Genomic DNA, 23153 nt, shown 5'->3' on the forward strand with positions numbered 1-23153 from the left:
CAGAAGACATCAATTAATTACAATGAAAAAAACCGCATTTATTACAGGAGCAACTTCAGGAATAGGAAAAGCAACTGCAGAAATTTTCGCAAAAAATAACATGAGATTAATTCTCTGTGGACGAAGAAAAGAGCGTTTAGAAGCCCTAAAAAAACAACTTTCTACGCAAACAGAAGTAACTACATTACAATTTGATGTTTCCAAAAAAGAAGAGGTTGCAGCAGCAATAGCAGCTATTCCAGATAATTTTAAAAAAATCGATATTTTAGTAAATAACGCAGGAAACGCTCATGGATTGGCAACCTTACAAGATGGAAACATAGAAGATTGGGATGCAATGTTAGACATTAATGTAAAAGGGCTATTGTATGTTTCAAAAGCAATTATTCCGCAAATGATTAAAAATAATACTGGTTTTATTGTAAATATTGGTTCTACAGCAGGTAAAGAAGTCTACAGGAATGGAAATGTATATTGTGCCTCAAAGTTTGCTGTAAACGCCATAAACAAGTCTATGCGTTTAGATTTAAACGAATATAATATAAGAGTTGCTGGTATTCATCCAGGTTTGGTAGAAACCGAGTTTTCTAATGTTCGCTTTAAAGGAGATTCAGAAAGAGCAAAAAAGGTTTACACTGGCTATAAAGCTTTACAAGCAGAAGATATTGCAGATATTATTTATTTTGTAGTAACAAGACCTTATCATGTTAATATTGAAGATTTGGTAGTCTATCCAACAGCACAAGCAAGTGCTACAATTATAAACAAAAAATAAAATGCCAACATCAAAAATAATAATTGGATGCATGTCTTGGGGCAAATGGGGCAAACAGCTTTCTACCAAAGAACAGGTTGATATGATTCGATTTTGTGTAGAAAACGGAAACTCAACCTTTGATCATGCAGATATTTATGGAGATTATACTACTGAAGCTGATTTTGGAAAAGCGTTTTTAGAAAGTAAAATAGAAAGAGATAAAGTTAAACTTATATCTAAATGTGGCATTCAATTAATTAGCGACGTAAGAACAAATAAAGTCAAACATTACAATTATACTAAAGAATATATTATTAGTAGTGCAGAACAATCATTAAAAAACTTAAAAACAGATTATTTAGACACTTTTTTACTGCATAGACCCAGCCCTTTAATGCAACCCAATGAAATTGCAGAAGCAGTTACTAAATTACAAGAAACTGGAAAAATCATCAATTTTGGAGTATCTAATTTTACACCTTCTCAAGTAGATTTAATTGCCGATAAAATTCCAGTTTCTGTAAATCAAATAGAATTTTCTCTAACCCAACATCATGCAATGCAAAATGGCACTTTAGACCAAATGTTACAAAAAGAGATTCAACCTATGTGTTGGAGCCCTTTAGGAAGTGTTTTTAGGGAAGAAAACGAGCAATCAAAAAGGATAAAAGAGGTTTTGAAAAGGTTATCAGAAAAATATGAAGTTTCAAACGATGTTCTTTTATTAGCTTGGATTTTAAAACATCCTTCAAAAATTTGTCCAGTAATAGGAACTACAAATAAAGAACGAATTTTAAACGCCAACAAAGCAATAGAAATTAATTTAGACTTAGAAGATTGGTTTTTACTTTTAGAAGCAAGTCAAGGAGAAGAAATGCCATAAAATGATTAATAAAAGACTCTTAATTAAAAACTTACTCTCACATAATGATGAGAATAGTTTTTATGATAAAAAGCAAAAATTATCATTAAGTTCTAAAGACGGAAAAGCAAAGTTTTTAAAGCATATTTGCGCACTTTCTAACTCAAATCCTTTCAATAATTCTTACATTGTAATTGGTGTTGAAGACGAAGAAAATAAAATTATCGGAGTCGATTTTTTTGATGATTCTAAAATTCAAAATCTGGTGAATGCGTACTTAGCAAATCCACCAAAAATTGAATATGAGAACGTATCTTTTCCTAGATTGCCTCGTCATAAAGTAGTAGGCTTGGTTACCATTTATCCTATAAATAAAATTACAGTTCTTAAAAAAAATGCTTGGAAATATAAAAAAGGAACTGCTTTTTACAGAAGTGGGAGTAACTCTATGCCAGCCTCTGAAAACTTCGAATTAAAAAACACAAACGAGAAAATTGTTGAAGCTATAGAAATAAATGCGAGAAACAACATTAAACTAACTCTAGATGGCGTTTTTAATTTTATAAACAATCATAAACCAGCACACAACCCTAAATACAAGGTTTTTAACGAGCAATTTGTATTGTGTTGGGCAGGAGAAAAAAAGCAAATTAACGGAGAAGAATTTTTTTCGAGAGTAGACATAGAGTTAATTAATGAGCAAGTACAACTGTTTTTTTCTGCTCTAGATGATGTACAAATTGCATACAATCATCAATCTTTTATTGTAACAGAATTTATTTTTTTAGGTTTAGAAAAACAGGAAAAACATTATACTTTAGAGAAAACCATTATTCATTTTAAAGAAAATGGCAAACATGATATTGTAAAAGAATTTTTGTTTGAACCCCCAAAGTTTAATCACGAAATCATTCAAAAAATTTATGAGAGTAACAATGCTATTATTGCTAAAATAGAAAAAAACATTCCGCTTTTAAAAGCAGAACAGATAGCCGCTTTAAAGTTACCTACAAATTCTTTAATCTGTTTCTTACACGGGTTTTTAGATATAGTAGATCAGCTTAAAAAAGCAAAAATTTATATTAAAAACTTAGAAGACAAAACAACGTATATCAAGTATAAAGAAGCAATGCGTGTAATTAGAAAAGTGAAGTATGGTTAATATGTTTTATCTAATTCTTTTGCTATTTCAATTGCTTCTTTTACAACTTCTTTTGGATATCCATTAATTTCAAGTATTCTAAGTGCGTTTCTATTTTTTAGTTTTCCACCTTTTAGTTTGTAATCAAACCCTACGTTTTTGTCGTTTACAGTTTCACTAAAATGATATAATTCATATTCTTTCGCAAGCATATCTGTTAATTCTATGTCGTGAGTTGAAACCAATATTTTATTGTTATTCTTTGTTAAAGCAGATAAAACGGATTTTCCAGCAGAAATACGCTCCACTGTATTTGTTCCTTTAAATATTTCATCTAAAAGAAAGAGGTTTTTATTTCCGTTTTTACTTTCTCTCAGCATTTCTTTAATGGTTAATACTTCTTCAAAATAGTAACTTTTATCGTTCATTAAATCATCACTTATTCTAATAGCCGAAAACACTTTTAACAAAGGAAAAGTCATTGATTTTGCAAAACAAGTATTAATTGTTAATCCAGTTATTATATTTAGCCCAATAGCACGAATAAAAGAAGTTTTTCCAGACATATTTGAACCTGTAAGAAGTATCGATTTTTCAGCTATTTCAATGCTATTCGTTGCACAATTAAAAATTAATGGGTGACTTATATCTTTAATAATAATTTTATCTCCAGAATTAATAGTTGGTAAACAATATGTTTCAAGTCCATTTCTTAAAGATGCTATAGAAGTTAACATATCAATATGCCCAACAAACTTAAAAACGCTTTCTATTTCTTCTCTTTTCGTATTAAGTCTTTTTAAAACACCAAAAAGCAATAGAGGCTCAAGTAAAAATAGTGTTTTAAAAATCTCAAATACAAACCAGGCAATGATTTCAAATTCTCCTTGAAGTTTGGCTTCGAGCGAGAAAAAAGACATTCTGTTTTTAACTTCATTTATTAGTTTGATAGACTTTGGCAAGTCAGGGTTTATTTTTTTAAATAAAGAATTAGCAAATAAAACAGAAGCAACATTATTAAGTCTTAAAAGTTGTGGAATTGAACTTACATATTGAACCAAATTATTTTTATTCCAATAATGAAGCACAAAATTTACACAGAAAACACCTAATAAAACTATGAAAAATATAGGATTGAAAAAGCCTAAAACAAGTGATGCTAAACTAGCAAACGACAATAATTTTATAGTAAAAAACCATTTTGGTGGTTTAAGATGTTCTTCTTGAAATAAAGATGATATGTAATACGCATCTTTATGTTTTAGTTTTTCAAGCTTTTTTTGAACTGAAACTCTTAATGCTGCATTTTTTGATAATTCTTTTATTATTTCTTCGTTTTGCTTGGTTTGTTTTTTGTTTAATTTTATTGTGCGAAGATGATTGTAAAAGTATTGCTGACCAACTTTTGAACTAGTTCTGTCTAGAAACATAAACAAGTCATCAAAATCCAAGTCGTTACAAGTTTTGTCTGATAATACTTGATATGCTTTTGAATTGTCTTTCTTTCTAAAGTAATTTTCAATACTTTCAAAGTCAAAGGAATCATCTTTCAGTTTTCCAAATGATTCTTTTAACCTTTGGTTTAGCTCTTTTTTTCTATTGAATTTTATTTGAGAAAAAGTGTATTTAATTTGAAATATTATGTTTTTAACCATTAAACAATTAGTGTAGAATTTCTAGTTAATGTTACAAAAAATTTTAGTTTATTATTCATCTAATCAATTTTAACGAGGTACTTTAAATCACTAGCAACAATAGTGATATGGAACGTTTCAATTTTTTAAATCAAAAAATTAAACAAAGTTATTTTTTTAAAAAAAACTCAAGATTATAAAACCTAATAAATCTCTACAGAATATTCCGCATGAAATTTATTTTTAGCCTTTAAAGTTTGGATGCCTTCTTTTTGAGTAAATTCTTTATTATGATGGATATTATCTGCAAGCCCAAACCAAGGTTCTACTGCAACAAAAGGTGTTTTTGGGTCTTTTTGAGACCAAATTCCTAAATAAGGAAACCCTTTAAAATGTATAGTAAAAAACTTTTTTTGAGTAGGTTGATGTACTAAAGTCGCTTTAGAAAAAGGATTAGGATTAAAAACCAAAGCACCTCTTGTAAAAGTAGTATCTTTAATTTGTAAAATGCCAGGTTTTTTAAAATATTGGGTGTAAGAATCTACAAACAAGCCACTTTCTTTATCTCTAGATGTTGGCATTGCAGCAGTATCAAAAATCAGTTGGTATTCATTTCTTTTTTGATTTTTTTGAATAGGAATATTAAAAGCAGGATGTGCCCCAATAGAAAAATACAAATCTTCTTTTTCAGCTGTGTTTTCTACAAAATAATTTACAACCAAACGATTTCTTTGCAAACTATATAACACCTGTAGTTTAAAATCGAAAGGATATTGTTTTTTGGTATTTTCTGAAGATAACAGTTCAAAAACAAGCTTTGTTTTCGTTTTTTTTATCACTTTAAAATTATTTTTCCCTGCAAAACCATGAAAATTCATTTTATAATTTTTGCCCTTAAAATTGTAATTATGGTCTTTTAATCGCCCAACAATTGGGAACAATAATGGAGATTGATGTTTCCAAAATTTAGGACTTCCTTGCCAAAGATATTCTGTAGTGTCTTTTTTAATGCTTGTTAATTCTGCTCCAAAAGATTTTATAGAAACCGTTAAAGAATTGTTAGAAATGGTGTAAATTTCTTTCTTTTTAGAGCTAGAGTCTAAATTATCTTTCAATTTATTTTTACAATTGATAAAAGCAATGACACACAATAAAATTAGGAGGTATTTTTTCATAAAAAAGCAAAATAGAATTGCTAATGTAGTAAAATTGACTTTTAAATGCCTCAATTTTGCGTCATTTACATAGGTGCTGATATAATTTTGTTACATGTACTGAAAAGCACAAGAGTTTTTAGACTTATTAAAAATTAATTTATCATTGTTTGAAACCCTTTTAAATTTTTATCGTTTTTAAATATAGAACCAACCTATTAATGTCTAAAGAACTAAAAATTTTAATTCTAAATAGCAAAAAAGGCAATCAAAAAGCTCAAATGAAAATATATGATCTTTTTTGTGAAGCCATGTTTTTTATTTCTTGTAGATACCTTAAAAATGATGAAGAAGCTAAAGAAGCCATGCAAGATGCATTCTTAAAAGCATTTGTAAACTTAGAGAAATATACAGACGATACAAGCTTTGGTTCTTGGTTAAAAAGAATTGTAATTAACACATGTATAGATCAACTTAAAAAGAAGCATTTAGAAACTGTTTCTATAGAAAATTATTCTTTAGAGGTTTTGGATGATGATGATTGGAATTTTCATATAAAAATTAGTAAACAAGAAATTCTGGAAGCCATTGAAATGTTGTCGATTAAATATCAATTAGTAGTAAAACTGTATTTGATAGAAGGTTATGACCATGAAGAAATCTCAGAAATATTAAAAATTCCTGTAAAAACATCTAGAACACAATTAAGAAGAGGAAAGATGGCTTTAAAAAAACAATTAGAACCCAGAAATTATGGAACATAATATCAAAAAAATGTTTGAGAATTCCGATTTTGAAAAGAAAGAATTACCAGCATTTCACAGAGAAGATTTTCTGAATAAACTGAAAACATCTTCACCAAGAAAAGAGAAGAAGAACACATATTTTATCTATAAAATAGCTTCTATTTTGATTGTTTTTGGTGCGTTTTTTTATTTTACAATGCATACTGATGAACCTAAAGAAAAACAAAAATCTATTTTGGTTCAAATTGAAAGTATAGAAAAAGTTTATGTAGAAGAAATCGATAAAGAGTGGGAGAATTTTATAAAAATTACAAACGATGCTATTTTGATAAACAAATATGAAGAAAAATTAAATCAATTGAGTTTGGATTATAATAGTATCACAGAAAATATAAAGAAAAACCCTAATAATATTCTTGTTTTAGAATCGCTTATAGAAAACTTACAAAGACGTTTGGAGTTGTTAAAAGGCATTCAAGAACACATAAAAGAGTTAAACCAAAAAAACATAAGTAATGAAACCATATATTTATAGCATATTATTTTTTATATCAATACAAATTACAGTTTCTCAAACAAAAGTAAATGTTTTAAAAAAATCTTATAGTGTTGATGAGAATACTATTCTAAGCCTTGATTTGGACAATGTTGTTATTAATTTTGAAGAATCTACTGACAATAAAATTCATTTTGACTATTACATTGTTTTTGGAAGGTATTCAAAAAGAAAAAGAGAAATTATTTCTAAACAAGTTAAACATGAACTTTCTAAAAAGAATGGTTTGGTTAGTTTAAAAATAAGAAACTCTGAGTTTCTAGGTGTAGATGTATCTTATTTACCAGCTTTCACTCCGAATTACAAAACAGATTCTGTTTTTCTTTCAATAAAAGAATTTTTGAGAAAAGAACGTAAGAAGAAATATACTTATATATCAAAAGATTCTTTATTAAGGAAAATAAAATTTAGTGAAGGAAGTAATCTAGAAGATCATTTGAAAAGTAAAAAATATAAATCAATAAAAAATAAAAAGGTTATTATTCAAAAGTTTACTATTAGATTGCCTAAATATGTAAGACTAAGAGTAAAATCGATTCAATCTGAATTAATTTTTTACTATAACATAACAAGACCTATTGTAATAAATAGTTTTAAAGGACATCTAAAATTTAAAAAAATAAAGTCATCTAATAATAAAATTACATCATCAAATGGTATTTTTCAAGCAGAAAAAGTTGCAAATACAAGAATTGAGTTTTTAGATATGAGTAAGGTTGTAATTGGGGAAGTTTCGAATGCAGAATTTGCTACAGAAACATCAAAAATCGAAATTGGTGAAATTGGAGAAAAAGTAAACTTCACAGATTTTAATAGTAAAATCTTTCTCTACAATTTTAGCAAAAATTTTAATCAATTCAAATACAAAGGCGATTATTCTAAAATGTATTTATTCAATATTAAAGACGCAAATTATTCTATGAATGTATTTGGACACAATACTGCTTTAAACATGAATAAAATCAAAACAACTTTTGGTGTTTCTAAAGATAAAAAATTAGATAAAATTTTAGAGAAAAAAGTAAAAGAAGGCAACATTAACGAGGGAAATATTGCTATAGAATTAAGAAACGGAATTTTAAACATTAAATAACTAAAAGAGATTGTCTTAAAAGTATTAAAATTTGTCATTTCGACTGTAATGGAGAAATCTTATTTACTCAAAATCAATTACATAGATTTTCGACAAAGCCTGCATTAAGAGAAGACGAAAGGCTCAAAATGACAGCTAAATTAACTTTTAAGACAGCCTCTTTATAAATGTTTATAAAATTAAAATCTCTTAGAGGTCAAACTTAATACCTTGCGCTAAAGGTAATTCATCAGAATAATTAATAGTGTTTGTTTGTCTTCTCATATATACTTTCCAAGCATCAGAACCAGATTCACGTCCACCACCAGTTTCTTTTTCGCCACCAAAAGCACCACCAATTTCTGCACCAGAAGTCCCAATATTTACGTTTGCAATTCCACAATCAGACCCTGCATAAGACAAGAATTTTTCTGCTTCTTTCATTTCATTCGTCATAATTGCAGAAGATAAACCTTGTGCAACTCCGTTTTGTTTTTCGATGGCATTTTCTACATCTCCAGCATATTTCATCAAATATAAAATAGGAGCAAAAGTTTCATGTTGTACAATTTCATAATGATTTTCAGCTTCAATAATTGCTGGTTTTACGTAACAACCAGATTCATATCCTTTTCCTTCTAAAACACCACCTTCAACCAATACATTTCCACCTTCTGCTTTTGCTTTTTCTATGGCAGATAAATAGGTATTTACAGCATCTTTATCAATTAATGGGCCTACATGATTGTTTTCATCTAAAGGATTTCCAATTTTAATTTGTTTGTAAGCACCAACAATTGCATCTTTAACTTTATCATACACAGATTCATGAATAATTAATCTTCTGGTAGATGTACAACGTTGTCCACAAGTTCCAACAGCGCCAAAAACAGCTCCAGGAACTACCACTTTTAAATCGGCAGTTGGTGTGATTATGATTGCATTATTTCCACCCAATTCTAATAAAGATTTTCCAAAACGTTGGGCAACAGTTGCACCTACAATTCTTCCCATTCTTGTAGAACCTGTTGCAGAAACTAATGGAATTCTTGTGTCAGTTGTCATCATTTCTCCCACTTTATAATCTCCATTAATAATACAAGAAATCCCTTCTGGTAAATGATTATCTTTTAAAATTTCAGCAATTATATTCTGACAAGCTATGGTACACAAAGGTGCTTTTTCAGAACCTTTCCAGACACAAACATCTCCACAAATCCACGCTAAAGCTGTGTTCCAAGCCCAAACTGCCACTGGAAAATTAAATGCAGATATAATACCAACAACACCAATTGGGTGCCATTGTTCTCTCATTACATGTCCAGGTCTTTCAGAAGGAATGGTTTGTCCATTTAATTGACGAGATAAACCTACTGCAAAATCGCAGATATCAATCATTTCTTGTACTTCTCCTAAACCTTCTTGGTAACTTTTACCCATTTCATAAGAAACCAGTTTACCAAGGGCTTCTTTTTTATCTCTTAATTTGTTCCCAAACTGACGTACAATTTCGCCTCTTTGTGGGGCAGGAATGTCTCTCCAAGACTTGAAAGCCTTGGTTGCAGCTTCCATCACTTTTTCGTAATCTTCTTTTGTGGTTGTTTTTACTTTTCCTATTAATTTTCCATCAACAGGAGAAAAGGATTCGATAATTTCTCCGTTCGAAAAATTTTTAGAACCAGTAGATGTTCCATTATTTATTTCTTTTACACCTAACTCTTGCAAGGCTTCTTTAATTCCGAAATCTGTCATTTTGCGGTTTCGTTTAAGTTGTTTAAATTCGAAGAACGAATTTACGAATAATTTTACAAACACATAATTTTAACAAAAACAATAATTATTGTTAAATTTTAAACAAAAACAATGAGAAAACTCTATTTAATAATTTTTATATGTTCTATTTTTTGGGGATGTAAAAATCAAACAGAAATAACATCTGTAGATGAAAATAAAGATGTAAAAGTAAACGATTTTGCCATTATTATTCATGGTGGAGCAGGAACTATTTTAAAGAAAAATATGACTGATGAAAGAGAAGCTGCTTACAAAGCAAAATTAGAAGAAGCTATAAAAGTGGGGCATACCATTTTAAAAAATGGAGGTACAAGCCAAGAAGCTGTACTAAAAACTATTCAAGTAATGGAAGAATCTCCTTTATTTAATGCAGGTAAAGGAGCTGTTTTTACACATGAAGAGACCAATGAATTAGACGCTTCTTTTATGGATGGAAAAACACTAAATGCTGGTGCAGTTGCTGGGGTTACCAATGTAAAAAGTCCGATTGAATTAGCTATTAAGGTGATGACAGATTCTGACCATGTAATGCTTTCTGGAAAAGGAGCATCAATTTTTGCAAAGGAAAAAGGATTAGAAATTGTAGACCCAAGTTATTTTTATACAGAAAGACGTTTTAAATCGCTTCAAAGAATAAAAGATAGAGCAAAAACAGAACTAGATCATGATGATAAAAAAGCGGCTTTTTACGATGCCGATATTAAAAATGCAAAATTCGGGACTGTAGGTTGTGTGGCTTTAGATAAAGCAGGAAATATTGCAGCAGGAACATCTACAGGAGGAATGACTAACAAACGTTGGGGAAGAATTGGAGATGCACCCATTATTGGTTCTGGAACGTATGCAAATAACAAAACTTGTGGAGTTTCCTCTACAGGTTGGGGAGAGTATTTTATACGAAGTCAAGTTGCTTATGATATTTCTGCACAAATGGAATATCAACAAAAAACACTAAAAGAAGCTACACAAGATGTTATTCAAAATAAATTAACCAAACTTGGTGGAACAGGTGGTGTTGTTGCTTTAGACAAAAACGGAAACATGTCTTTCGAGTTTAATACAGCAGGAATGTACAGAGCTTCTATGGATGATAAAGGGCAATTAGTAGTAAAAATTTACAAAGAATAGGCTAACCACTCTTCAGGAATTGGTTCTAAATGAAGTTGTATTTTTTCAGATTTTAATTTTCTTTTATACCCTAAACGTGTTATTTTAGGGACAGACAAATTAATATTGTTCTTTTTATTAATAATATCTAAAACCTCATCTATAGATCTTTTGGTACACAATACCAAACTATTCATCATTGCATTAGATTCTATTTTTAAATCGAAAAAATCTGTATAATATTTGGGTTTTCCATCTTGGTAAATTATCCATTCTGTACTTTTTTTATTAGGAATTTCTATGATTTCCTTTTTTCCACTTAAAGTTCTGTAGGTAGTATTGATTAGGGTCATTTTCCTTTCTTTTTTTGTGTATTACAAAGATAAAGATTGTAATGCTAAAAAGACATTAAATATCGTTAAAATGCTTACTCTGCTTAGTTAAATATGTATTTTAAATAGGTAAAAGGGCTAAAATTGATATCTAAAACCTGTGTAAAGCCCAATATTGAAAGGAGAAAATCCATTGGCATTATCGCTAAATGTATTTAACTGTGCTTTAAACATTGGATTTACATGAAAAGTCCATTTTTTTGAAACCAAATAATTAAAATCTACGCCTAAATTACCACTAAAATTAATGTTGTTTATATTCTCTGCTTTTCCAGATTTAGACAGGAATGCAGTATTTAAATTTATACGATTCTTATTTAAAAACAAAGAACTAAAACCAAAAACAAATTGCGTATTTATTTTGGAAGTACTTAAAAAATTATATTTTATTTCTATCGGAATTTCTAAATAACCAATGGTCTGATTTAAGTCGCCATTTAAATTTGATGAATTGACAATAGAATTTTGATCAAAACCTACATTAGAAACTATTTCTTTAAAAGAAAAAGCATCTCCATTATTAAAACGTATTGATGAAGCATTTGAACTCGCATTAGAAACCGCTATTACTTCTTTGTTAACATACGCAATTTCTTGTTGATGGATTCCTGTTTGTATTGTCCATTTTTTATTTATTTGATAAGCTACTTGCACCCCATAAGAAACAGAGTTTTTTCCTTGAGTGGAGTTAGACAAATCACTAGAAATAGGAGATGATTTTGTAAAGGAATTTGAATTTAACACTCCAAAAATTGGTGCTATTGCCCATTTATTTTTTGGAGATTTTGTGATAAGAATGGTATCTTTTTGTTTTAAAAAATCATCTAAATTTACTTTGGCATTTTCTACGCTTTTTTGTTTTTTAGAGATTTCTTTTTTATTGTTATCAGCATTAAAGGTTGCAACTTCTTTTTTAGAAATTTTTTCATCATTTTTAGAAATATTGTTAGCTATAAAATTCTTTTTCATAGCATTTTTTGGGCTAACTAATTTCTTTTTAGAGGTTGTTTTTGGTATTGAGTTTTTATTTTTTTTATTAAAATTTTTCTTTATTTTTTTATCTGCAATTACTGTTTTTTGAAATGATTTTTTATTTTGAATGACACTATCTAAAGCCACTGTTTTTTTGTTTAAAGAATTTTTTGGTTCTTTTGGAGTATTGGTAATTATTACCTCTGGTTTATTGGTATCTAATAGTATTTTATCATCCTTAAAAGGAAAAATTATAAGACCTAAAAGTAACAAAGCTGCAGCACCACTTGTAAACCACCAAATTGGCAGTATTCTGCGTTTTCTCTTTGTTAATTTTGTAGAGATATTGTTCCAAACGAGACTGCTTGGAGTTGCCTCCAAATTTTTTAACTTGTCTTGAAACAGTTTATCTAAATTATCATCACTCATTTATTCGTTTTTTTGTGCAGCTTTTGGATGGTTTTCTAATTTTTCTTTCAAAATTTTTCTGGCTCTAGACAGGTTAGATTTAGATGTTCCTTCAGAAATATTTAATAAAGCTGCAATTTCTTTATGAGAATATTTATCTAATACATGTAAATTAAAAACCAGCCTGTATCTATCTGGAAGTTGTTGTATGAACTCTAGTAAAACATCAATACTAAAATTTGTATTTTCAATAGTACTATCATCATCAACTTCATTTGTAATAGTATTTTCTTTTACAACTTCTAAAGGAGCTCTGTTTCTATATTTTTGCAGGGCTGTGTGTATGGTAATTCGCTTTATCCAACCTTCAAAAGAACCTTTATTGTTGTATTGTTTTATTTTATTAAAAATGGTTAAAAAGCTGTCTTGCAAAGTATCTTCTGCATCTTGGTAATTTTTAGAATATTTTAAACAAAGCGCAAATAACACATCAGCATATAATTGATATAATTCTGATTGAGCAGCCAATTCTTGTTGGCAACACCTTTTTATGAGTTCTTTAAGTTTAATACCTCTAATTTACAGGAACAACTATTTCTTCAAAAATATTTTTGCCATTAGTGTCTTTGCCTTTGTAAAATTTAAATAAGTAATCTTCTTGTTGGGTTGCATTTATAATCATTTTATATTCTCTTTGAATAGGAGCAACATTAGAGCAGGTTTTGTCTAAATCTTTGTATGCATTTACAGCTACAATTCTAGTTGTGTCTTGATATTCGTAATAAATGTTATTAAAAAAATAACAATCTGCAGGTAATGTGTATTTTATAGTAATGGTATCTCTTTTACCAAAAATGAAATTTGTAGGTGTTTTAGCTTCGTCTATAGCAATAAATTCAAACTTATAGTTAGGTAAGTCATTATCATTTAAACATGCAGAAAATAACAGAACACCAAATAAAAAGTAGATAATTTTTTTCATGATTTTTAATAATTTAAAATTACAAATCCGTTTTTACAATCGATACTTTTAGGAGGATTTACAATAGCACAATCAGAAACAATTGCCCATTTTATATTGTATGCTTTTTCTGCAGCTGTATAAGCTTCAACTTTTTCTAAAAAAGCAACAGTATCTATTTTTTTAGAATAAGGGAGGTAACCTTGAGGGCCTCCACAAGCTTTTGCACCAAAAGGAGTAAACAACCAATCTTTAGCATTAGAGCAGGTTACATTGTATGCTAATTCGTAAATTTCATTATACAAATCCATTAATTTACGATGGTCTTTTTCTTGTGCTGTCAATTCTCTTTTAACCACCAATTCATTTTCTGTAACAGATATTATTCTTAAAGCATAATTATTAGGATGACTATTTACAGAAATAGAAACCAATGTGTTTTTTAAATTAAAATTACCTTCTATATTAAAAAATGACAAAGGTGGTGTACCACAAAAACCTGAAGAGCGTTCTATAAAATCGCCATTTTGTTTGAATGAAATTCCATAAGCTTCTTTTGGTAAAGAAGCTCCTCTTTTAAAAGTTGTTGTTTCATCTTTATAAGTAGGATTTATCCAGTTACCAAGGAGTAAATTATCTTTGTCTATAGTTACTTCTTCATTGTTTTCGCAAGCCAAAAGACAAAAACAGGACAAAAAAATAAGGATTATTTTTTTCATGTTATTTATAATTTATTTGAGTGTCCCAACCTTGTAAATTTAAGATAATTTCTGGTTGGTTTTCTTTTAGTTTTTTTATGTTAAACGTAAACTCTTTTTCAAAAATAGCCAAACAAGCTTCTTTATTTTCCAGTAAAATTTTAATATTTCTCTGAATTGGGTTCGATTCTAAAATTTCATTAGCATCTACCAAAGTTGCTGTCCAAGAATTTCCACTACAACCGCTTGCAGAAATAGTTATGGTAAGCAAATCTCCATCAATAGCAGTACTTTTTATGGTATAATTTGTTGTTTTTGTATTCTTGTACATATTATTATTTATAAGCACACATTGGTTGCAAGGTTCTAGACTAATTTCTTTTGATTCTGAGCATCCAATAATCACTAAAAATAAGAGTGTAAGTATTTTTTGTAGTTTCATTTTTAGCATATTTTTAATTTAGTTAATTATTAGGCATTCCTATCTTACCCATAAAACAGATTGAATTTGTTTCTTTTTCAGTTATTAAAAATAAAAAGGGTTTGTTAATAGCAACTTTATTAAGGTTGGAACCAGCAGACGTAGTTGTAAAACCAATATTTGTTACAGCAGCAGCTTCTGTGCCTTTTTCATTTACTTCTATAAATGTTTTTTGCACTACAGATGAAATAACTACAGGTGTATTACTTATGTTGCTAAAATCTGCAGAGGTTGTAAATGCATTACCTAACCCTAAATCTGTTAAGGCATTGTTTAATTTTTTTTGATAAGAAAACTTAAATTTTGGTATTTCTAACTCTATGGGTGTTTTGCTAAAATTTGAATTCCAATTTTGCCAATTTGTTGTGTTTAATAAATTTGAAATTTCTTTAATACTCTTGCCTTCTTTAGGCAATAAAATAGACATTACATATTTATTGTTTTTGTAAGGTAGTTTTACTGCTGTTAAATTAGGATTCTGATAGTATTCTAAATCAGCTTTTAAATACATTGTTTTTACATTTTGAGTACTATTTTCTCCATAAAAAGGAAGTTCTTTAGTATCATTTTCTTTAAAATTATACTTCCAATCACTTTTAAAATAAATCGCATTTATTAAAAACATTACATCGTTATTGCCAATTGAATTGATAATTTTTTGAATTTTCTCATACGTTTTATCAGAAACCCAATTATTAATAATATTTACAGCATTTGCATTAGTAAAATCTAAATTATTAACCTCTGCATTGTAGTAATTTTTATTTGCAGTAATAAAATTCTCTTTTACAGAGAAGGTATTTTTAATCCATATAGAATTTGCAATTTCTAATAAAGAACTATTAGAATTGGTATTTAAATTGCTAATAATTTTTTGGTTAATGGTATTAATTTCTTCAAGTAAAAAAGAAGTATAATTTAATGTATTTTCAAAAGCAATTTTGGTGTTGTTCTTTGTACCATTATAAGCCATACCTAAAGCTAATGAAAGACTTACAGGAGAAATCATATAATTTTCTTTGGTTTCTTCTTCTGCAATTTTATTAAAAATATCAAAAGCAAATTCAGTATTAGCAGCTACAAATTCTTCACCTCTATTAACTGTACTAAAAGGCGTTTTTTCTACTTCATTGTTACTTTTACAAGAAATGATAACAATTATAGATAAAAGTAAGAACAGTATTTTTTTAATTTCCATATAGTATCATTTTGTTTGTTCTTTTTTTATCAAAATCTGGGCACGTGTTTTGACCTGCAATTCCGCCAAAGACACAAATTATTTCTCCTGCGCAATTGTAAACAAGGGTTTGCCCATCTGCAATTTGACTGCAAATGTTTACTTCAAAAACAATTTCGTTATTATAAGTATATTGTATAATACTACTCTTACCAGCACAATCTGTCCTATCTATTGCACTTTTAGCTTCTTTTAAAAAAGCTAAATTTTCTAACGGATTTTCTACATTGCAAACTGTATCTAGCTTTTCTTCGCAAGCAGATAAACAAGTAATTACAAAAAGAAAAAGTATAATTTTTTTTAAAGTCATCATCTATTTTATAAAAATGTATCCAATATCATCTACAGCAACTCCATAATCTATGGTTAAAATACGGTTTTCAAAAGTTATTTTGCCTTTTCTATTATCAACCACTAAAAAAGAATTTCCATTTTCTTCTATAATTTCAAAGTTATAAATCCAGCCTTTACCATTTACAAAATCGGGTTTATTTACATGGGTAAAAATATCTGCAGTATTTACAATGGTTAGCGTTTTTTTATCCATGTTAAAATCCCAAGTAAAAGCACCATAGTCGTAATTTTTAGGTTGGCAACAACCACCTATTTTCTGTTTTACATTCCATTTACCAGCAATTGACGTAATTTCTGAATTATCATTACTTTCACAATTCATCAAAAAAAGTGAAAATAAAAAAACGTAGAAATACTTAAAGTTTGGCTTCATACTTGTTCGTTTTTTTATAAGATGCAAAATTTCTAAAAAGGTTGCGTGTAATAATGTTATTTTTGCAAATTGATATGCAAAATAATATTTTCGACATAAATAATGAACAAGATTTCACAGCAAAAGCGTTAGCGATTTTTAAACATCAGTTTCAAAATAATAAGGTTTATCGCTCTTTTTGTGATTTGTTATACATTCATCCTTCTGATGTTACAAAAGTTGATGAAATTCCTTTTTTGCCTATACAATTTTTTAAGCTTAGAAAAGTACTTTCTTCTTTAGATGAAATACAAGAAACCTTTACGAGTTCTGGAACAACAGTTAGTGTTACAAGCAAACATTTTGTAACAGATATTAAGGTTTATAAAGAAAGTTATTTAAAAGGATTTGAGCATTTTTATGGAAATTTAGAAGCCTATGTAGTATTGGCTTTATTACCCAATTATTTAGAAAGAAAGGGCTCTTCTTTGGTTTTTATGGTGGATGATTTTATTAAAAAAACAAAAAAACTTGAAAGTGGGTTTTATCTTGATAACTTATCAGAATTAGCCAAAAAGTTGGTAGAATTAGATAAAAAAGGGCAAAAAGTGCTTTTAATTGGAGTTTCTTTTGCGTTGTTAGATTTGATTGAAATGCAGAAATTCAACCTGAAAAACACCATAATTATGGAAACTGGTGGCATGAAAGGAAGAAGAAAAGAAATAATTCGTGAAGAATTACATTACATTTTACAAAACGGATTTGGAGTATCTAAAATTCACTCAGAATATGGAATGACAGAGTTATTAAGTCAAGGGTATTCTAAAGGAAATGGTGTTTTTGAAACTCCACCTTGGATGAAAATTCTAACCAGAGATACAGAAGATGCTTTAACCATTTTGCCATCAGGAAAAACAGGTGGAATTAACGTTATTGATTTAGCAAATTACAACTCGTGTTCATTTATTGCTACTCAAGATTTAGGAAAAGTTCACAAAAACGGAACCTTTGAAATTATAGGGCGTTTTGATAATTCTGATATTAGAGGTTGTAATTTAATGGTTTTGTAGAAAAGTAAAGTTTAGGCAAGAGGCAAAAGAATAGAGAAAATAGATGAAAAATGATGAAATTTAAATTGTTAAAAGATTTTAAAGAGTTTGCTGTAAAAGGAAACATGATAGACATTGCTATTGGTGTTATTATTGGTACAGCTTTTAATAAAGTTGTAAATGTGTTGGTAAAAGAGGTTTTAATGCCTCCATTATCTTTTATGACAGATGGCGCAAATTGGGAAAACAGAAAAATTATTTTAAGAGAGGCAATTTTAGTGGATGGTAAAACCAACACAGAAGAAATTGCTATTGGATATGGAAAATTACTAGAAGCTGGTGTCGATTTTTTAGTGATTTCATTTACAGTGTTTATTGTGGTAAAATTGATGAATTCTTTAAAGAAAAAAGCAGAAGATCCAAAAGATGGAAAAGTGGTTACACCCAAAAATATTGAGTTAATGAATAAAACCAACGAACTTCTAGAGAAACAAAATGCTTTTTTACAAAAGGTTTTAGGTGAGAAAAATTAAGAGGCTTCTCTTGTAATTCTCCAAACCTTTCATCGACTATAAAAAAAACTTAAATCGATGAGAACATTTATCACACTATTTTTACTTACTATTTCTACTACTTTTTTTGCACAAGACTATAATTTAAAAAAAGGATTTGTTGCAGAAGGTTATGATGTAGTTGCCTATTTTAATAACAAAGCTGTTAAAGGAGACAAAAAAATTACAACAACTTACGATGGTGTAAAGTTCAAGTTTTCAACCAAAGAAAATTTAGAAACTTTTAAAAAATCGCCTAAAAAATACATTCCAGCTTATGGTGGTTATTGTGCCTATGCAATTGGTGTAAAAGGAGAAAAAGTATCTGTAAACCCAAAAACGTTTGAAATTAGAGATGGTAAATTGTACTTATTTTACAATTCTTGGGGCACAAATACACTAAAACTTTGGCAAAAGGAAGGTGCAGATGAGTTAAAGAAAAAAGCAGATAAAAATTGGGAAAAGATTACCCAAAAAAAGAAGTAAAAATTTAATCTTTAGAATTAAGAAACCTAGAAAATTTTATTTTTGTTGATGTTGTTTTTTCATCATTAATAATAATTTCATCCCTTAATATTATACCTAAAATAGAATCTTTTTTTATTTTATTTTTCTCTTTTACTTCAAATACTATTTTTACTTTATTATATGAAAGTTTAGTACTATTAATATTTTTTATATTAGAATCCTTTTTTAATTTTAAAATAGTATTTGAATCTAACTTAAAATTGGTTAATCTTTTTTCTATACTTTCTTTAAATTCAGGTTTATTAATTAAGAGTTTTTTTAAATCATAAAATTCAATGAATTTTTCTTTTACTATAGAAGAAGTAGAATATTCTTTGACGGAAAAAGTCTCTTCAATCTCTGATTTTTCATTAGAAATAGGACTATTTTTAGCACAAGAAACTAAAATAATAAAGGAAATTAAAAACAATATTTTTCTCATTTTATAATAAATTTTAGTTTAATAATTTTTCCTTTTTTAAATTCTTTAGAAACAATTTTTATCTTTTTTAAGCTTGATGTGGGTATCGTTAATAAATTGACAAACTCGTCTTTATTATATATCTCAACACCAATATTTTTTGAAAATAATTGATAAATAATTGCTTTATTATCTATTAATTTATTGAGTTCTTTTTTACGTTCTTCCCAGTTTTTTAATTTATTATTTGTGTAATAGTTTAGCATTAAAGCATAGTCATCAGTAGCAAGATTTATAACCTGTCCAGAACTGTTTATTTGCCTTCTTATAGTATCTGTTTTATAATAAGATGAAGAAATTACAAATTCAATAAAACTATCTTTTGTAAGGTATGTAAAACATCCATTATCATCAGATTTAAAAAACAGAGGAGATTCATCATTTTTTAAGATTTTAATATCTACTGGAATGGTAATTTTTTCACTTTTATCTTCATCATAAAAACAAAAGTGAAAAGTATTTGTAGTTTTTCTAAACAAGAAAAATAAAACTACAAGAATTAGAATTGATAACAACCAAAAGTATTTTTGATTATTGTTTTTGGTATATTTTTTTTTAAAATCGTTCCAGCTTTTATATCCAATATAAATGCTTAAAATATTTAGCATATCTATTCTTGGTAGTTTTTCTGGGCTATTTTTAAAATAATTGTAAAACCACTTTTCACTTACTCGAGTATTTACTTTAGAAAACAAATCTTCTTGAAAAGAAACAATATCATCTCCAGACCATTTTTTCACATCCTTATTACCACTATTACTTTTAAGGTAAGTTGCAATAATTTGTTTTTTAAAATGGTTGAATAATTTTTCTTCTTGACGATTCAATTTTTAGATTGATTTTATTGCTGTATATAGTTTACAAAAGTTTTACAAAGGTTATACAACACATAATTTTTACATAAAGATAAGTTTGTTGCATAAACCATAAAAATAAAAATCATGAAATTTTATGTAACATCTAAAATGCAATTAAAACTATTCCTAATTTTTTGTTCAATTTTATTCATTTCTTGCCAACAGAATTCTCCTTTACAAGAAGAAAAATCTAACTACAATTCTAATAATAATGTAAAACCTAAAACATTAAACTCAACATCAAAAAGTAGTAGAATTAATTTAAAAATTATTAAAAGTGCTAAAACAAAATATAAAGTTAAGGATGTAAAAAAATCTACTAGTGATATAAAAAAGTTAGCAAATAAATATGGTGGATATATTTCTAATCTTTCATATCAGAACAATTTATATCGGATTGAAAATAACTTTACTGTAAAAATTCCAAAGGATTATTTTGATGTTTTTTTAGATTCAATCCATAACTATACCGAGTTTGTAGATTTTGAAAACATAGTAACTAAAGATGTTACCAAGGATTATTTTGATGCTTCGTCAAGATTAAAAACTAAAGAAGAAGTAAAAAAAAGGTATGAAGAAATTTTAAGAAAAAAAGCAAAAACTGTAGATGATATTTTAAATACTGAAGAAAAATTAAGAATTATTCAAGAAGAAATAGACGCTACAAAAGGAAAATTAAACTTTTTTAAAAATAGAATTTCTTTTAGTTCTATTGAAATTGAATTATATGAAGAGGTTAATTACAAACCAGTACCAAAAACATATAATAAAAGTTTTTTAAGTAAGATAAAAGAAGGTTTTAAAAACGGAAGTAAAATAATTTCTAACACTTTAATAATAGTTATAAATGTTTGGCCAATTTTAATTTTGGTAACTGTTATTTTTCTAATTTACAAGAGAAGAAAAAATAGAAGAAAATGATGTGTTTTTATTTCTCCTCAAACTCAGTTTTCATCACATTATCCCAAAACGTAAAATACAACCCGTAATTATAATTAAATTTAGTATGATGCTTATCATGATGCGTAGCTCCAATAAAAATACGCTGAAACCATTTGCCAAATTTACCTGAAGGATAAATTTCTACTCCAGCATGATTAATGGTTGCAGAAATAGTCATAATCGTTAAAACAGCAATAATAGCATAAAAATGCATTGGCAAAACACAAATAATAATTGGTAAAAAAAGCGCCTGTAAAATAGTTTCTAACGGATGAAAAGAAAACGATGTCCAAACAGAAGTATGAATACTTTTATGATGCACTAAATGCACATATCTATACACTTTTGGGTGATGCATCCATCTATGAGCCCAGTAATAATAAGTGTCTTGTAAGAATAGAAAAAGAAAAATACTTAAAGGCACATACCAAAGTGAGTATGTAGTAATGTCTGCATAAATTAATGTAGCATTAATCGTCCAAAGATAATAACACAAAACCATGAACACAGCAAAAATAACTCCGCTAATGGTAGACCAATAAACTTCTTTGAGTAACTGTTTCCTTTTTAGTTTTTTTTTGCTTAAAAAGCGTCTTTGAAATTTCTTTTTAAAGAGATTGAAAAAGAAAAAATGATAAACTCCAGAAAAAACTAAATAGCGAATAAAAACAAAAAATGCCAATAGAAAAATGGTAACAACAACTGCAAAAAGGTTGCTAAAATCTAATTCTTCTATTGGTGTTATCATTTTTAATCGGTTACATTCAATAAAAAGTAATTCTTTTTACCTCTTTGTAATAATATGTATTTATTAGCAATTAAATCTGCTGCAGAAATCGTAAAATCTTCTTTTACCTTTTCTTTATTAACAGAAATTGCATTTTCTTTTAACGCTCTTCTTGCTTCTCCATTCGATTTTAAAAAGTTGGTTTTGGCAGCCAAAGCACCAATCATATCCAAACCTTTTTCAATATCAGCAGAGGTTACAGAGGCTTGTGGTACACCTTCAAAAACATCTAAAAACGTTTGTTCGTCTAAAGATTTTAAGTCAGAAGCAGTAGATTTCCCGAATAAAATATTAGAAGCTTTTATGGCGTTTTCAAGAGCTTCCTCTCCATGAACTAATACAGTAACTTCTTCACCAATTTTCTTTTGCAACAAACGTAGATGAGGAGTTTCTAAATGTTCTGCAATTAAAGCATCAATGGTTTCTTTGTCTAAAAATGTAAAGATTTTAATATATTTCTCTGCATCCTCATCAGAAGCATTTAACCAATATTGGTAAAATTTATAAGGCGATGTTCTTTTGGCATCTAACCAAACATTTCCACCTTCAGATTTCCCGAATTTAGAACCATCAGATTTTGTAATTAAAGGACAAGTAATTGCATATCCTTTTCCACCACCAATTCTTCTAATTAATTCTGTTCCAGTGGTAATATTTCCCCATTGATCAGAACCTCCCATTTGAATAGAAGCGTTGTTATTTTGAAACAAATGCAAGAAATCATAACCTTGTACCAATTGATAGGTAAACTCTGTAAAAGACATTCCTTCTTTAGATTCTGAACCAATTCTGTTTTTTACAGAATCTTTTGCCATCATATAATTTACAGTGATGTGTTTACCCACATCTCTAATAAATTCTAAGAACGAAAAATCTTTCATCCAATCGTAATTATTCACTAAAACAGCAGCATTATCAGCATCAGAAGTAAAATCTAAAAAGTGACTTAATTGTGCTTTAATAGCTTCTTGATTGTGACGTAATGTTTTTTCATCCAATAAATTACGTTCTGCAGATTTACCAGAAGGATCTCCAATCATACCAGTTGCACCACCAACCAATGCAATGGGTTTGTGTCCACATCTTTGAAAATGAGCCAATAACATAATAGGAACCAAATTACCAATATGTAAAGAATCTGAAGTTGGGTCAAAACCCACATAAGCACTTCGCATACTTTCTAACAAATGTTCTTCTGTTGTTGGCATGCTGTCATGCAACATTCCTCTCCATTTTAATTCCTCAATAAAGTTTTTCATTATTATTTGTATTAAAATTTTAAAAAGCACAATGTCATTTCG

27 protein-coding genes are annotated in these 23153 nt (G+C 28.1%); 11 read left to right on the forward strand and 16 right to left on the reverse strand.

Annotated features, from left to right (window positions below):
• Nucleotides 1-22: 22 nt before the first annotated feature.
• Genes ACY2RW_RS01005 through ACY2RW_RS01015 form a run of 3 tightly spaced genes read left to right on the forward strand, consistent with a single transcriptional unit; the run spans nucleotide 23 to nucleotide 2781 of the window.
• Nucleotides 23-775, forward strand: a complete 753-nt coding sequence (locus ACY2RW_RS01005; protein ID WP_490120823.1) for an SDR family NAD(P)-dependent oxidoreductase — start codon at nucleotides 23-25, stop codon at nucleotides 773-775.
• Between the two features lies 1 nt (nucleotide 776).
• Nucleotides 777-1640 carry an aldo/keto reductase gene (locus ACY2RW_RS01010; RefSeq protein WP_490120824.1) on the forward strand — a complete coding sequence of 288 codons (864 nt, stop codon included), beginning with the start codon at nucleotides 777-779 and terminating at the stop codon, nucleotides 1638-1640.
• A 1-nt stretch (nucleotide 1641) separates the two neighbouring features.
• Nucleotides 1642-2781, forward strand: coding sequence for an ATP-binding protein (locus tag ACY2RW_RS01015; RefSeq protein ID WP_490120825.1), 1140 nt, complete (start codon nucleotides 1642-1644; stop codon nucleotides 2779-2781).
• Here ACY2RW_RS01015 and ACY2RW_RS01020 read toward each other — a convergent pair.
• Entirely contained in the window at nucleotides 2778-4415 is a 1638-nt protein-coding gene (locus tag ACY2RW_RS01020; RefSeq protein WP_490120826.1) for a MutS-related protein, read from the reverse strand. The two genes, ACY2RW_RS01015 and ACY2RW_RS01020, sit on opposite strands and share 4 nt — an antisense overlap.
• A 182-nt stretch (nucleotides 4416-4597) precedes the next feature.
• Nucleotides 4598-5569, reverse strand: a complete 972-nt coding sequence (locus ACY2RW_RS01025) for an aldose 1-epimerase family protein (protein WP_490120827.1) — start codon at nucleotides 5567-5569, stop codon at nucleotides 4598-4600.
• A gap of 200 nt (nucleotides 5570-5769) precedes the next feature.
• On the opposite strand from ACY2RW_RS01025, the gene ACY2RW_RS01030 reads away from it, so the two are divergent.
• Genes ACY2RW_RS01030 through ACY2RW_RS01040 form a run of 3 tightly spaced genes read left to right on the forward strand, consistent with a single transcriptional unit; the run spans nucleotide 5770 to nucleotide 7943 of the window.
• Nucleotides 5770-6312, forward strand: a complete 543-nt coding sequence (locus ACY2RW_RS01030) for an RNA polymerase sigma factor (protein ID WP_490120828.1) — start codon at nucleotides 5770-5772, stop codon at nucleotides 6310-6312.
• Entirely contained in the window at nucleotides 6302-6829 is a 528-nt protein-coding gene (locus ACY2RW_RS01035; protein ID WP_490120829.1) for a hypothetical protein, read from the forward strand. Before ACY2RW_RS01030 ends, ACY2RW_RS01035 begins: the two co-directional genes overlap by 11 nt.
• Nucleotides 6810-7943 carry a hypothetical protein gene (locus ACY2RW_RS01040; protein WP_490120830.1) on the forward strand — a complete coding sequence of 378 codons (1134 nt, stop codon included), beginning with the start codon at nucleotides 6810-6812 and terminating at the stop codon, nucleotides 7941-7943. The genes ACY2RW_RS01035 and ACY2RW_RS01040 overlap by 20 nt, the downstream gene beginning before the upstream one ends.
• A gap of 189 nt (nucleotides 7944-8132) precedes the next feature.
• Here the strand turns inward: ACY2RW_RS01040 and amaB are convergent, their stop codons facing one another.
• On the reverse strand, nucleotides 8133-9674 hold the full coding sequence (gene amaB / locus ACY2RW_RS01045; protein ID WP_490120831.1) for an L-piperidine-6-carboxylate dehydrogenase: 1542 nt from the start codon (nucleotides 9672-9674) through the stop codon (nucleotides 8133-8135).
• 111 nt (nucleotides 9675-9785) lie between these two features.
• Here amaB and ACY2RW_RS01050 point away from each other — a divergent pair, with 111 nt between their 5' ends.
• Nucleotides 9786-10844 carry an isoaspartyl peptidase/L-asparaginase family protein gene (locus ACY2RW_RS01050; RefSeq protein WP_490120832.1) on the forward strand — a complete coding sequence of 353 codons (1059 nt, stop codon included), beginning with the start codon at nucleotides 9786-9788 and terminating at the stop codon, nucleotides 10842-10844.
• Here the strand turns inward: ACY2RW_RS01050 and ACY2RW_RS01055 are convergent.
• From ACY2RW_RS01055 to ACY2RW_RS01095, 9 genes are all read right to left on the reverse strand, one after another.
• A complete protein-coding gene (locus tag ACY2RW_RS01055; RefSeq protein WP_490120833.1) occupies nucleotides 10832-11176 on the reverse strand; it encodes a hypothetical protein in 345 nt (114 codons plus the stop codon). The two genes, ACY2RW_RS01050 and ACY2RW_RS01055, sit on opposite strands and share 13 nt — an antisense overlap.
• A gap of 117 nt (nucleotides 11177-11293) precedes the next feature.
• Complete coding sequence (locus tag ACY2RW_RS01060) at nucleotides 11294-12616, reverse strand: porin family protein (RefSeq protein WP_490120834.1); 1323 nt, start codon at nucleotides 12614-12616, stop codon at nucleotides 11294-11296.
• Complete coding sequence (locus ACY2RW_RS01065) at nucleotides 12617-13165, reverse strand: RNA polymerase sigma factor (RefSeq protein WP_490120952.1); 549 nt, start codon at nucleotides 13163-13165, stop codon at nucleotides 12617-12619.
• 4 nt (nucleotides 13166-13169) lie between these two features.
• Nucleotides 13170-13577: a hypothetical protein gene (locus ACY2RW_RS01070; protein ID WP_490120835.1), complete on the reverse strand. Its 408-nt coding sequence runs from the start codon at nucleotides 13575-13577 to the stop codon at nucleotides 13170-13172.
• Between the two features lie 5 nt (nucleotides 13578-13582).
• The gene (locus ACY2RW_RS01075) at nucleotides 13583-14233 is read right to left on the reverse strand and encodes a hypothetical protein (RefSeq protein ID WP_490120836.1); all 651 of its coding nucleotides are present in this window, start codon (nucleotides 14231-14233) and stop codon (nucleotides 13583-13585) included.
• Between the two features lie 43 nt (nucleotides 14234-14276).
• Entirely contained in the window at nucleotides 14277-14696 is a 420-nt protein-coding gene (locus ACY2RW_RS01080) for a hypothetical protein (RefSeq protein ID WP_490120837.1), read from the reverse strand.
• A gap of 22 nt (nucleotides 14697-14718) precedes the next feature.
• Nucleotides 14719-15933 carry a serpin family protein gene (locus ACY2RW_RS01085; RefSeq protein WP_490120838.1) on the reverse strand — a complete coding sequence of 405 codons (1215 nt, stop codon included), beginning with the start codon at nucleotides 15931-15933 and terminating at the stop codon, nucleotides 14719-14721.
• The gene (locus tag ACY2RW_RS01090; protein ID WP_490120839.1) at nucleotides 15923-16285 is read right to left on the reverse strand and encodes a DUF6970 domain-containing protein; all 363 of its coding nucleotides are present in this window, start codon (nucleotides 16283-16285) and stop codon (nucleotides 15923-15925) included. The genes ACY2RW_RS01085 and ACY2RW_RS01090 overlap by 11 nt, the downstream gene beginning before the upstream one ends.
• Nucleotides 16286-16699 carry a hypothetical protein gene (locus ACY2RW_RS01095; protein ID WP_490120840.1) on the reverse strand — a complete coding sequence of 138 codons (414 nt, stop codon included), beginning with the start codon at nucleotides 16697-16699 and terminating at the stop codon, nucleotides 16286-16288.
• A 74-nt stretch (nucleotides 16700-16773) separates the two neighbouring features.
• Here ACY2RW_RS01095 and ACY2RW_RS01100 point away from each other — a divergent pair, with 74 nt between their 5' ends.
• The 3 genes from ACY2RW_RS01100 to ACY2RW_RS01110 are packed head-to-tail and all read left to right on the forward strand — an operon-like array spanning nucleotide 16774 to nucleotide 18764.
• Entirely contained in the window at nucleotides 16774-17748 is a 975-nt protein-coding gene (locus tag ACY2RW_RS01100; RefSeq protein WP_490120841.1) for a LuxE/PaaK family acyltransferase, read from the forward strand.
• 53 nt (nucleotides 17749-17801) lie between these two features.
• Nucleotides 17802-18260 carry a large conductance mechanosensitive channel protein MscL gene (gene mscL, locus ACY2RW_RS01105; RefSeq protein WP_490120953.1) on the forward strand — a complete coding sequence of 153 codons (459 nt, stop codon included), beginning with the start codon at nucleotides 17802-17804 and terminating at the stop codon, nucleotides 18258-18260.
• A 57-nt stretch (nucleotides 18261-18317) separates the two neighbouring features.
• A complete protein-coding gene (locus ACY2RW_RS01110; RefSeq protein WP_490120842.1) occupies nucleotides 18318-18764 on the forward strand; it encodes a YHS domain-containing (seleno)protein in 447 nt (148 codons plus the stop codon).
• A gap of 4 nt (nucleotides 18765-18768) precedes the next feature.
• On the opposite strand, the gene ACY2RW_RS01115 is transcribed toward ACY2RW_RS01110, so the two are convergent.
• Nucleotides 18769-19227, reverse strand: coding sequence for a hypothetical protein (locus ACY2RW_RS01115; RefSeq protein WP_490120843.1), 459 nt, complete (start codon nucleotides 19225-19227; stop codon nucleotides 18769-18771).
• Nucleotides 19224-20093 (reverse strand): hypothetical protein, encoded by an 870-nt coding sequence (locus ACY2RW_RS01120; RefSeq protein ID WP_490120844.1) that lies wholly within the window; start codon nucleotides 20091-20093, stop codon nucleotides 19224-19226. The genes ACY2RW_RS01115 and ACY2RW_RS01120 overlap by 4 nt, the downstream gene beginning before the upstream one ends.
• 114 nt (nucleotides 20094-20207) lie before the next feature.
• On the opposite strand from ACY2RW_RS01120, the gene ACY2RW_RS01125 reads away from it, so the two are divergent.
• Nucleotides 20208-21044: a DUF4349 domain-containing protein gene (locus ACY2RW_RS01125; RefSeq protein WP_490120845.1), complete on the forward strand. Its 837-nt coding sequence runs from the start codon at nucleotides 20208-20210 to the stop codon at nucleotides 21042-21044.
• Nucleotides 21045-21051: 7 nt separating this feature from the next.
• Here ACY2RW_RS01125 and ACY2RW_RS01130 read toward each other — a convergent pair whose 3' ends face one another.
• Both ACY2RW_RS01130 and tyrS read right to left on the reverse strand, forming a co-directional pair.
• Nucleotides 21052-21813, reverse strand: a complete 762-nt coding sequence (locus ACY2RW_RS01130; protein WP_490120846.1) for a sterol desaturase family protein — start codon at nucleotides 21811-21813, stop codon at nucleotides 21052-21054.
• A gap of 2 nt (nucleotides 21814-21815) precedes the next feature.
• Nucleotides 21816-23111 (reverse strand): tyrosine--tRNA ligase, encoded by a 1296-nt coding sequence (gene tyrS / locus ACY2RW_RS01135; protein ID WP_490120847.1) that lies wholly within the window; start codon nucleotides 23109-23111, stop codon nucleotides 21816-21818.
• Nucleotides 23112-23153: the final 42 nt, after the last annotated feature.

Source organism: Polaribacter sp. 2305UL8-11 (genome assembly GCF_058147165.1).

Bases quoted from the DNA above. Each gene is read 5' to 3' on its own strand.
- ACY2RW_RS01005 (WP_490120823.1), top strand. From the start codon at position 23: ATGAAAAAAACCGCATTTATTACAGGAGCAACTTCAGGAATAGGAAAA.
- ACY2RW_RS01010 (WP_490120824.1), top strand. From the start codon at position 777: ATGCCAACATCAAAAATAATAATTGGATGCATGTCTTGGGGCAAATGG.
- ACY2RW_RS01015 (WP_490120825.1), top strand. From the start codon at position 1,642: ATGATTAATAAAAGACTCTTAATTAAAAACTTACTCTCACATAATGAT.
- ACY2RW_RS01020 (WP_490120826.1), bottom strand. From the start codon at position 4,415: ATGGTTAAAAACATAATATTTCAAATTAAATACACTTTTTCTCAAATA.
- ACY2RW_RS01025 (WP_490120827.1), bottom strand. From the start codon at position 5,569: ATGAAAAAATACCTCCTAATTTTATTGTGTGTCATTGCTTTTATCAAT.
- ACY2RW_RS01030 (WP_490120828.1), top strand. From the start codon at position 5,770: ATGTCTAAAGAACTAAAAATTTTAATTCTAAATAGCAAAAAAGGCAAT.
- ACY2RW_RS01035 (WP_490120829.1), top strand. From the start codon at position 6,302: ATGGAACATAATATCAAAAAAATGTTTGAGAATTCCGATTTTGAAAAG.
- ACY2RW_RS01040 (WP_490120830.1), top strand. From the start codon at position 6,810: ATGAAACCATATATTTATAGCATATTATTTTTTATATCAATACAAATT.
- amaB (WP_490120831.1), bottom strand. From the start codon at position 9,674: ATGACAGATTTCGGAATTAAAGAAGCCTTGCAAGAGTTAGGTGTAAAA.
- ACY2RW_RS01050 (WP_490120832.1), top strand. From the start codon at position 9,786: ATGAGAAAACTCTATTTAATAATTTTTATATGTTCTATTTTTTGGGGA.
- ACY2RW_RS01055 (WP_490120833.1), bottom strand. From the start codon at position 11,176: ATGACCCTAATCAATACTACCTACAGAACTTTAAGTGGAAAAAAGGAA.
- ACY2RW_RS01060 (WP_490120834.1), bottom strand. From the start codon at position 12,616: ATGAGTGATGATAATTTAGATAAACTGTTTCAAGACAAGTTAAAAAAT.
- ACY2RW_RS01070 (WP_490120835.1), bottom strand. From the start codon at position 13,577: ATGAAAAAAATTATCTACTTTTTATTTGGTGTTCTGTTATTTTCTGCA.
- ACY2RW_RS01080 (WP_490120837.1), bottom strand. From the start codon at position 14,696: ATGAAACTACAAAAAATACTTACACTCTTATTTTTAGTGATTATTGGA.
- ACY2RW_RS01085 (WP_490120838.1), bottom strand. From the start codon at position 15,933: ATGGAAATTAAAAAAATACTGTTCTTACTTTTATCTATAATTGTTATC.
- ACY2RW_RS01090 (WP_490120839.1), bottom strand. From the start codon at position 16,285: ATGATGACTTTAAAAAAAATTATACTTTTTCTTTTTGTAATTACTTGT.
- ACY2RW_RS01095 (WP_490120840.1), bottom strand. From the start codon at position 16,699: ATGAAGCCAAACTTTAAGTATTTCTACGTTTTTTTATTTTCACTTTTT.
- ACY2RW_RS01100 (WP_490120841.1), top strand. From the start codon at position 16,774: ATGCAAAATAATATTTTCGACATAAATAATGAACAAGATTTCACAGCA.
- mscL (WP_490120953.1), top strand. From the start codon at position 17,802: ATGAAATTTAAATTGTTAAAAGATTTTAAAGAGTTTGCTGTAAAAGGA.
- ACY2RW_RS01110 (WP_490120842.1), top strand. From the start codon at position 18,318: ATGAGAACATTTATCACACTATTTTTACTTACTATTTCTACTACTTTT.
- ACY2RW_RS01115 (WP_490120843.1), bottom strand. From the start codon at position 19,227: ATGAGAAAAATATTGTTTTTAATTTCCTTTATTATTTTAGTTTCTTGT.
- ACY2RW_RS01125 (WP_490120845.1), top strand. From the start codon at position 20,208: ATGAAATTTTATGTAACATCTAAAATGCAATTAAAACTATTCCTAATT.
- ACY2RW_RS01130 (WP_490120846.1), bottom strand. From the start codon at position 21,813: ATGATAACACCAATAGAAGAATTAGATTTTAGCAACCTTTTTGCAGTT.
- tyrS (WP_490120847.1), bottom strand. From the start codon at position 23,111: ATGAAAAACTTTATTGAGGAATTAAAATGGAGAGGAATGTTGCATGAC.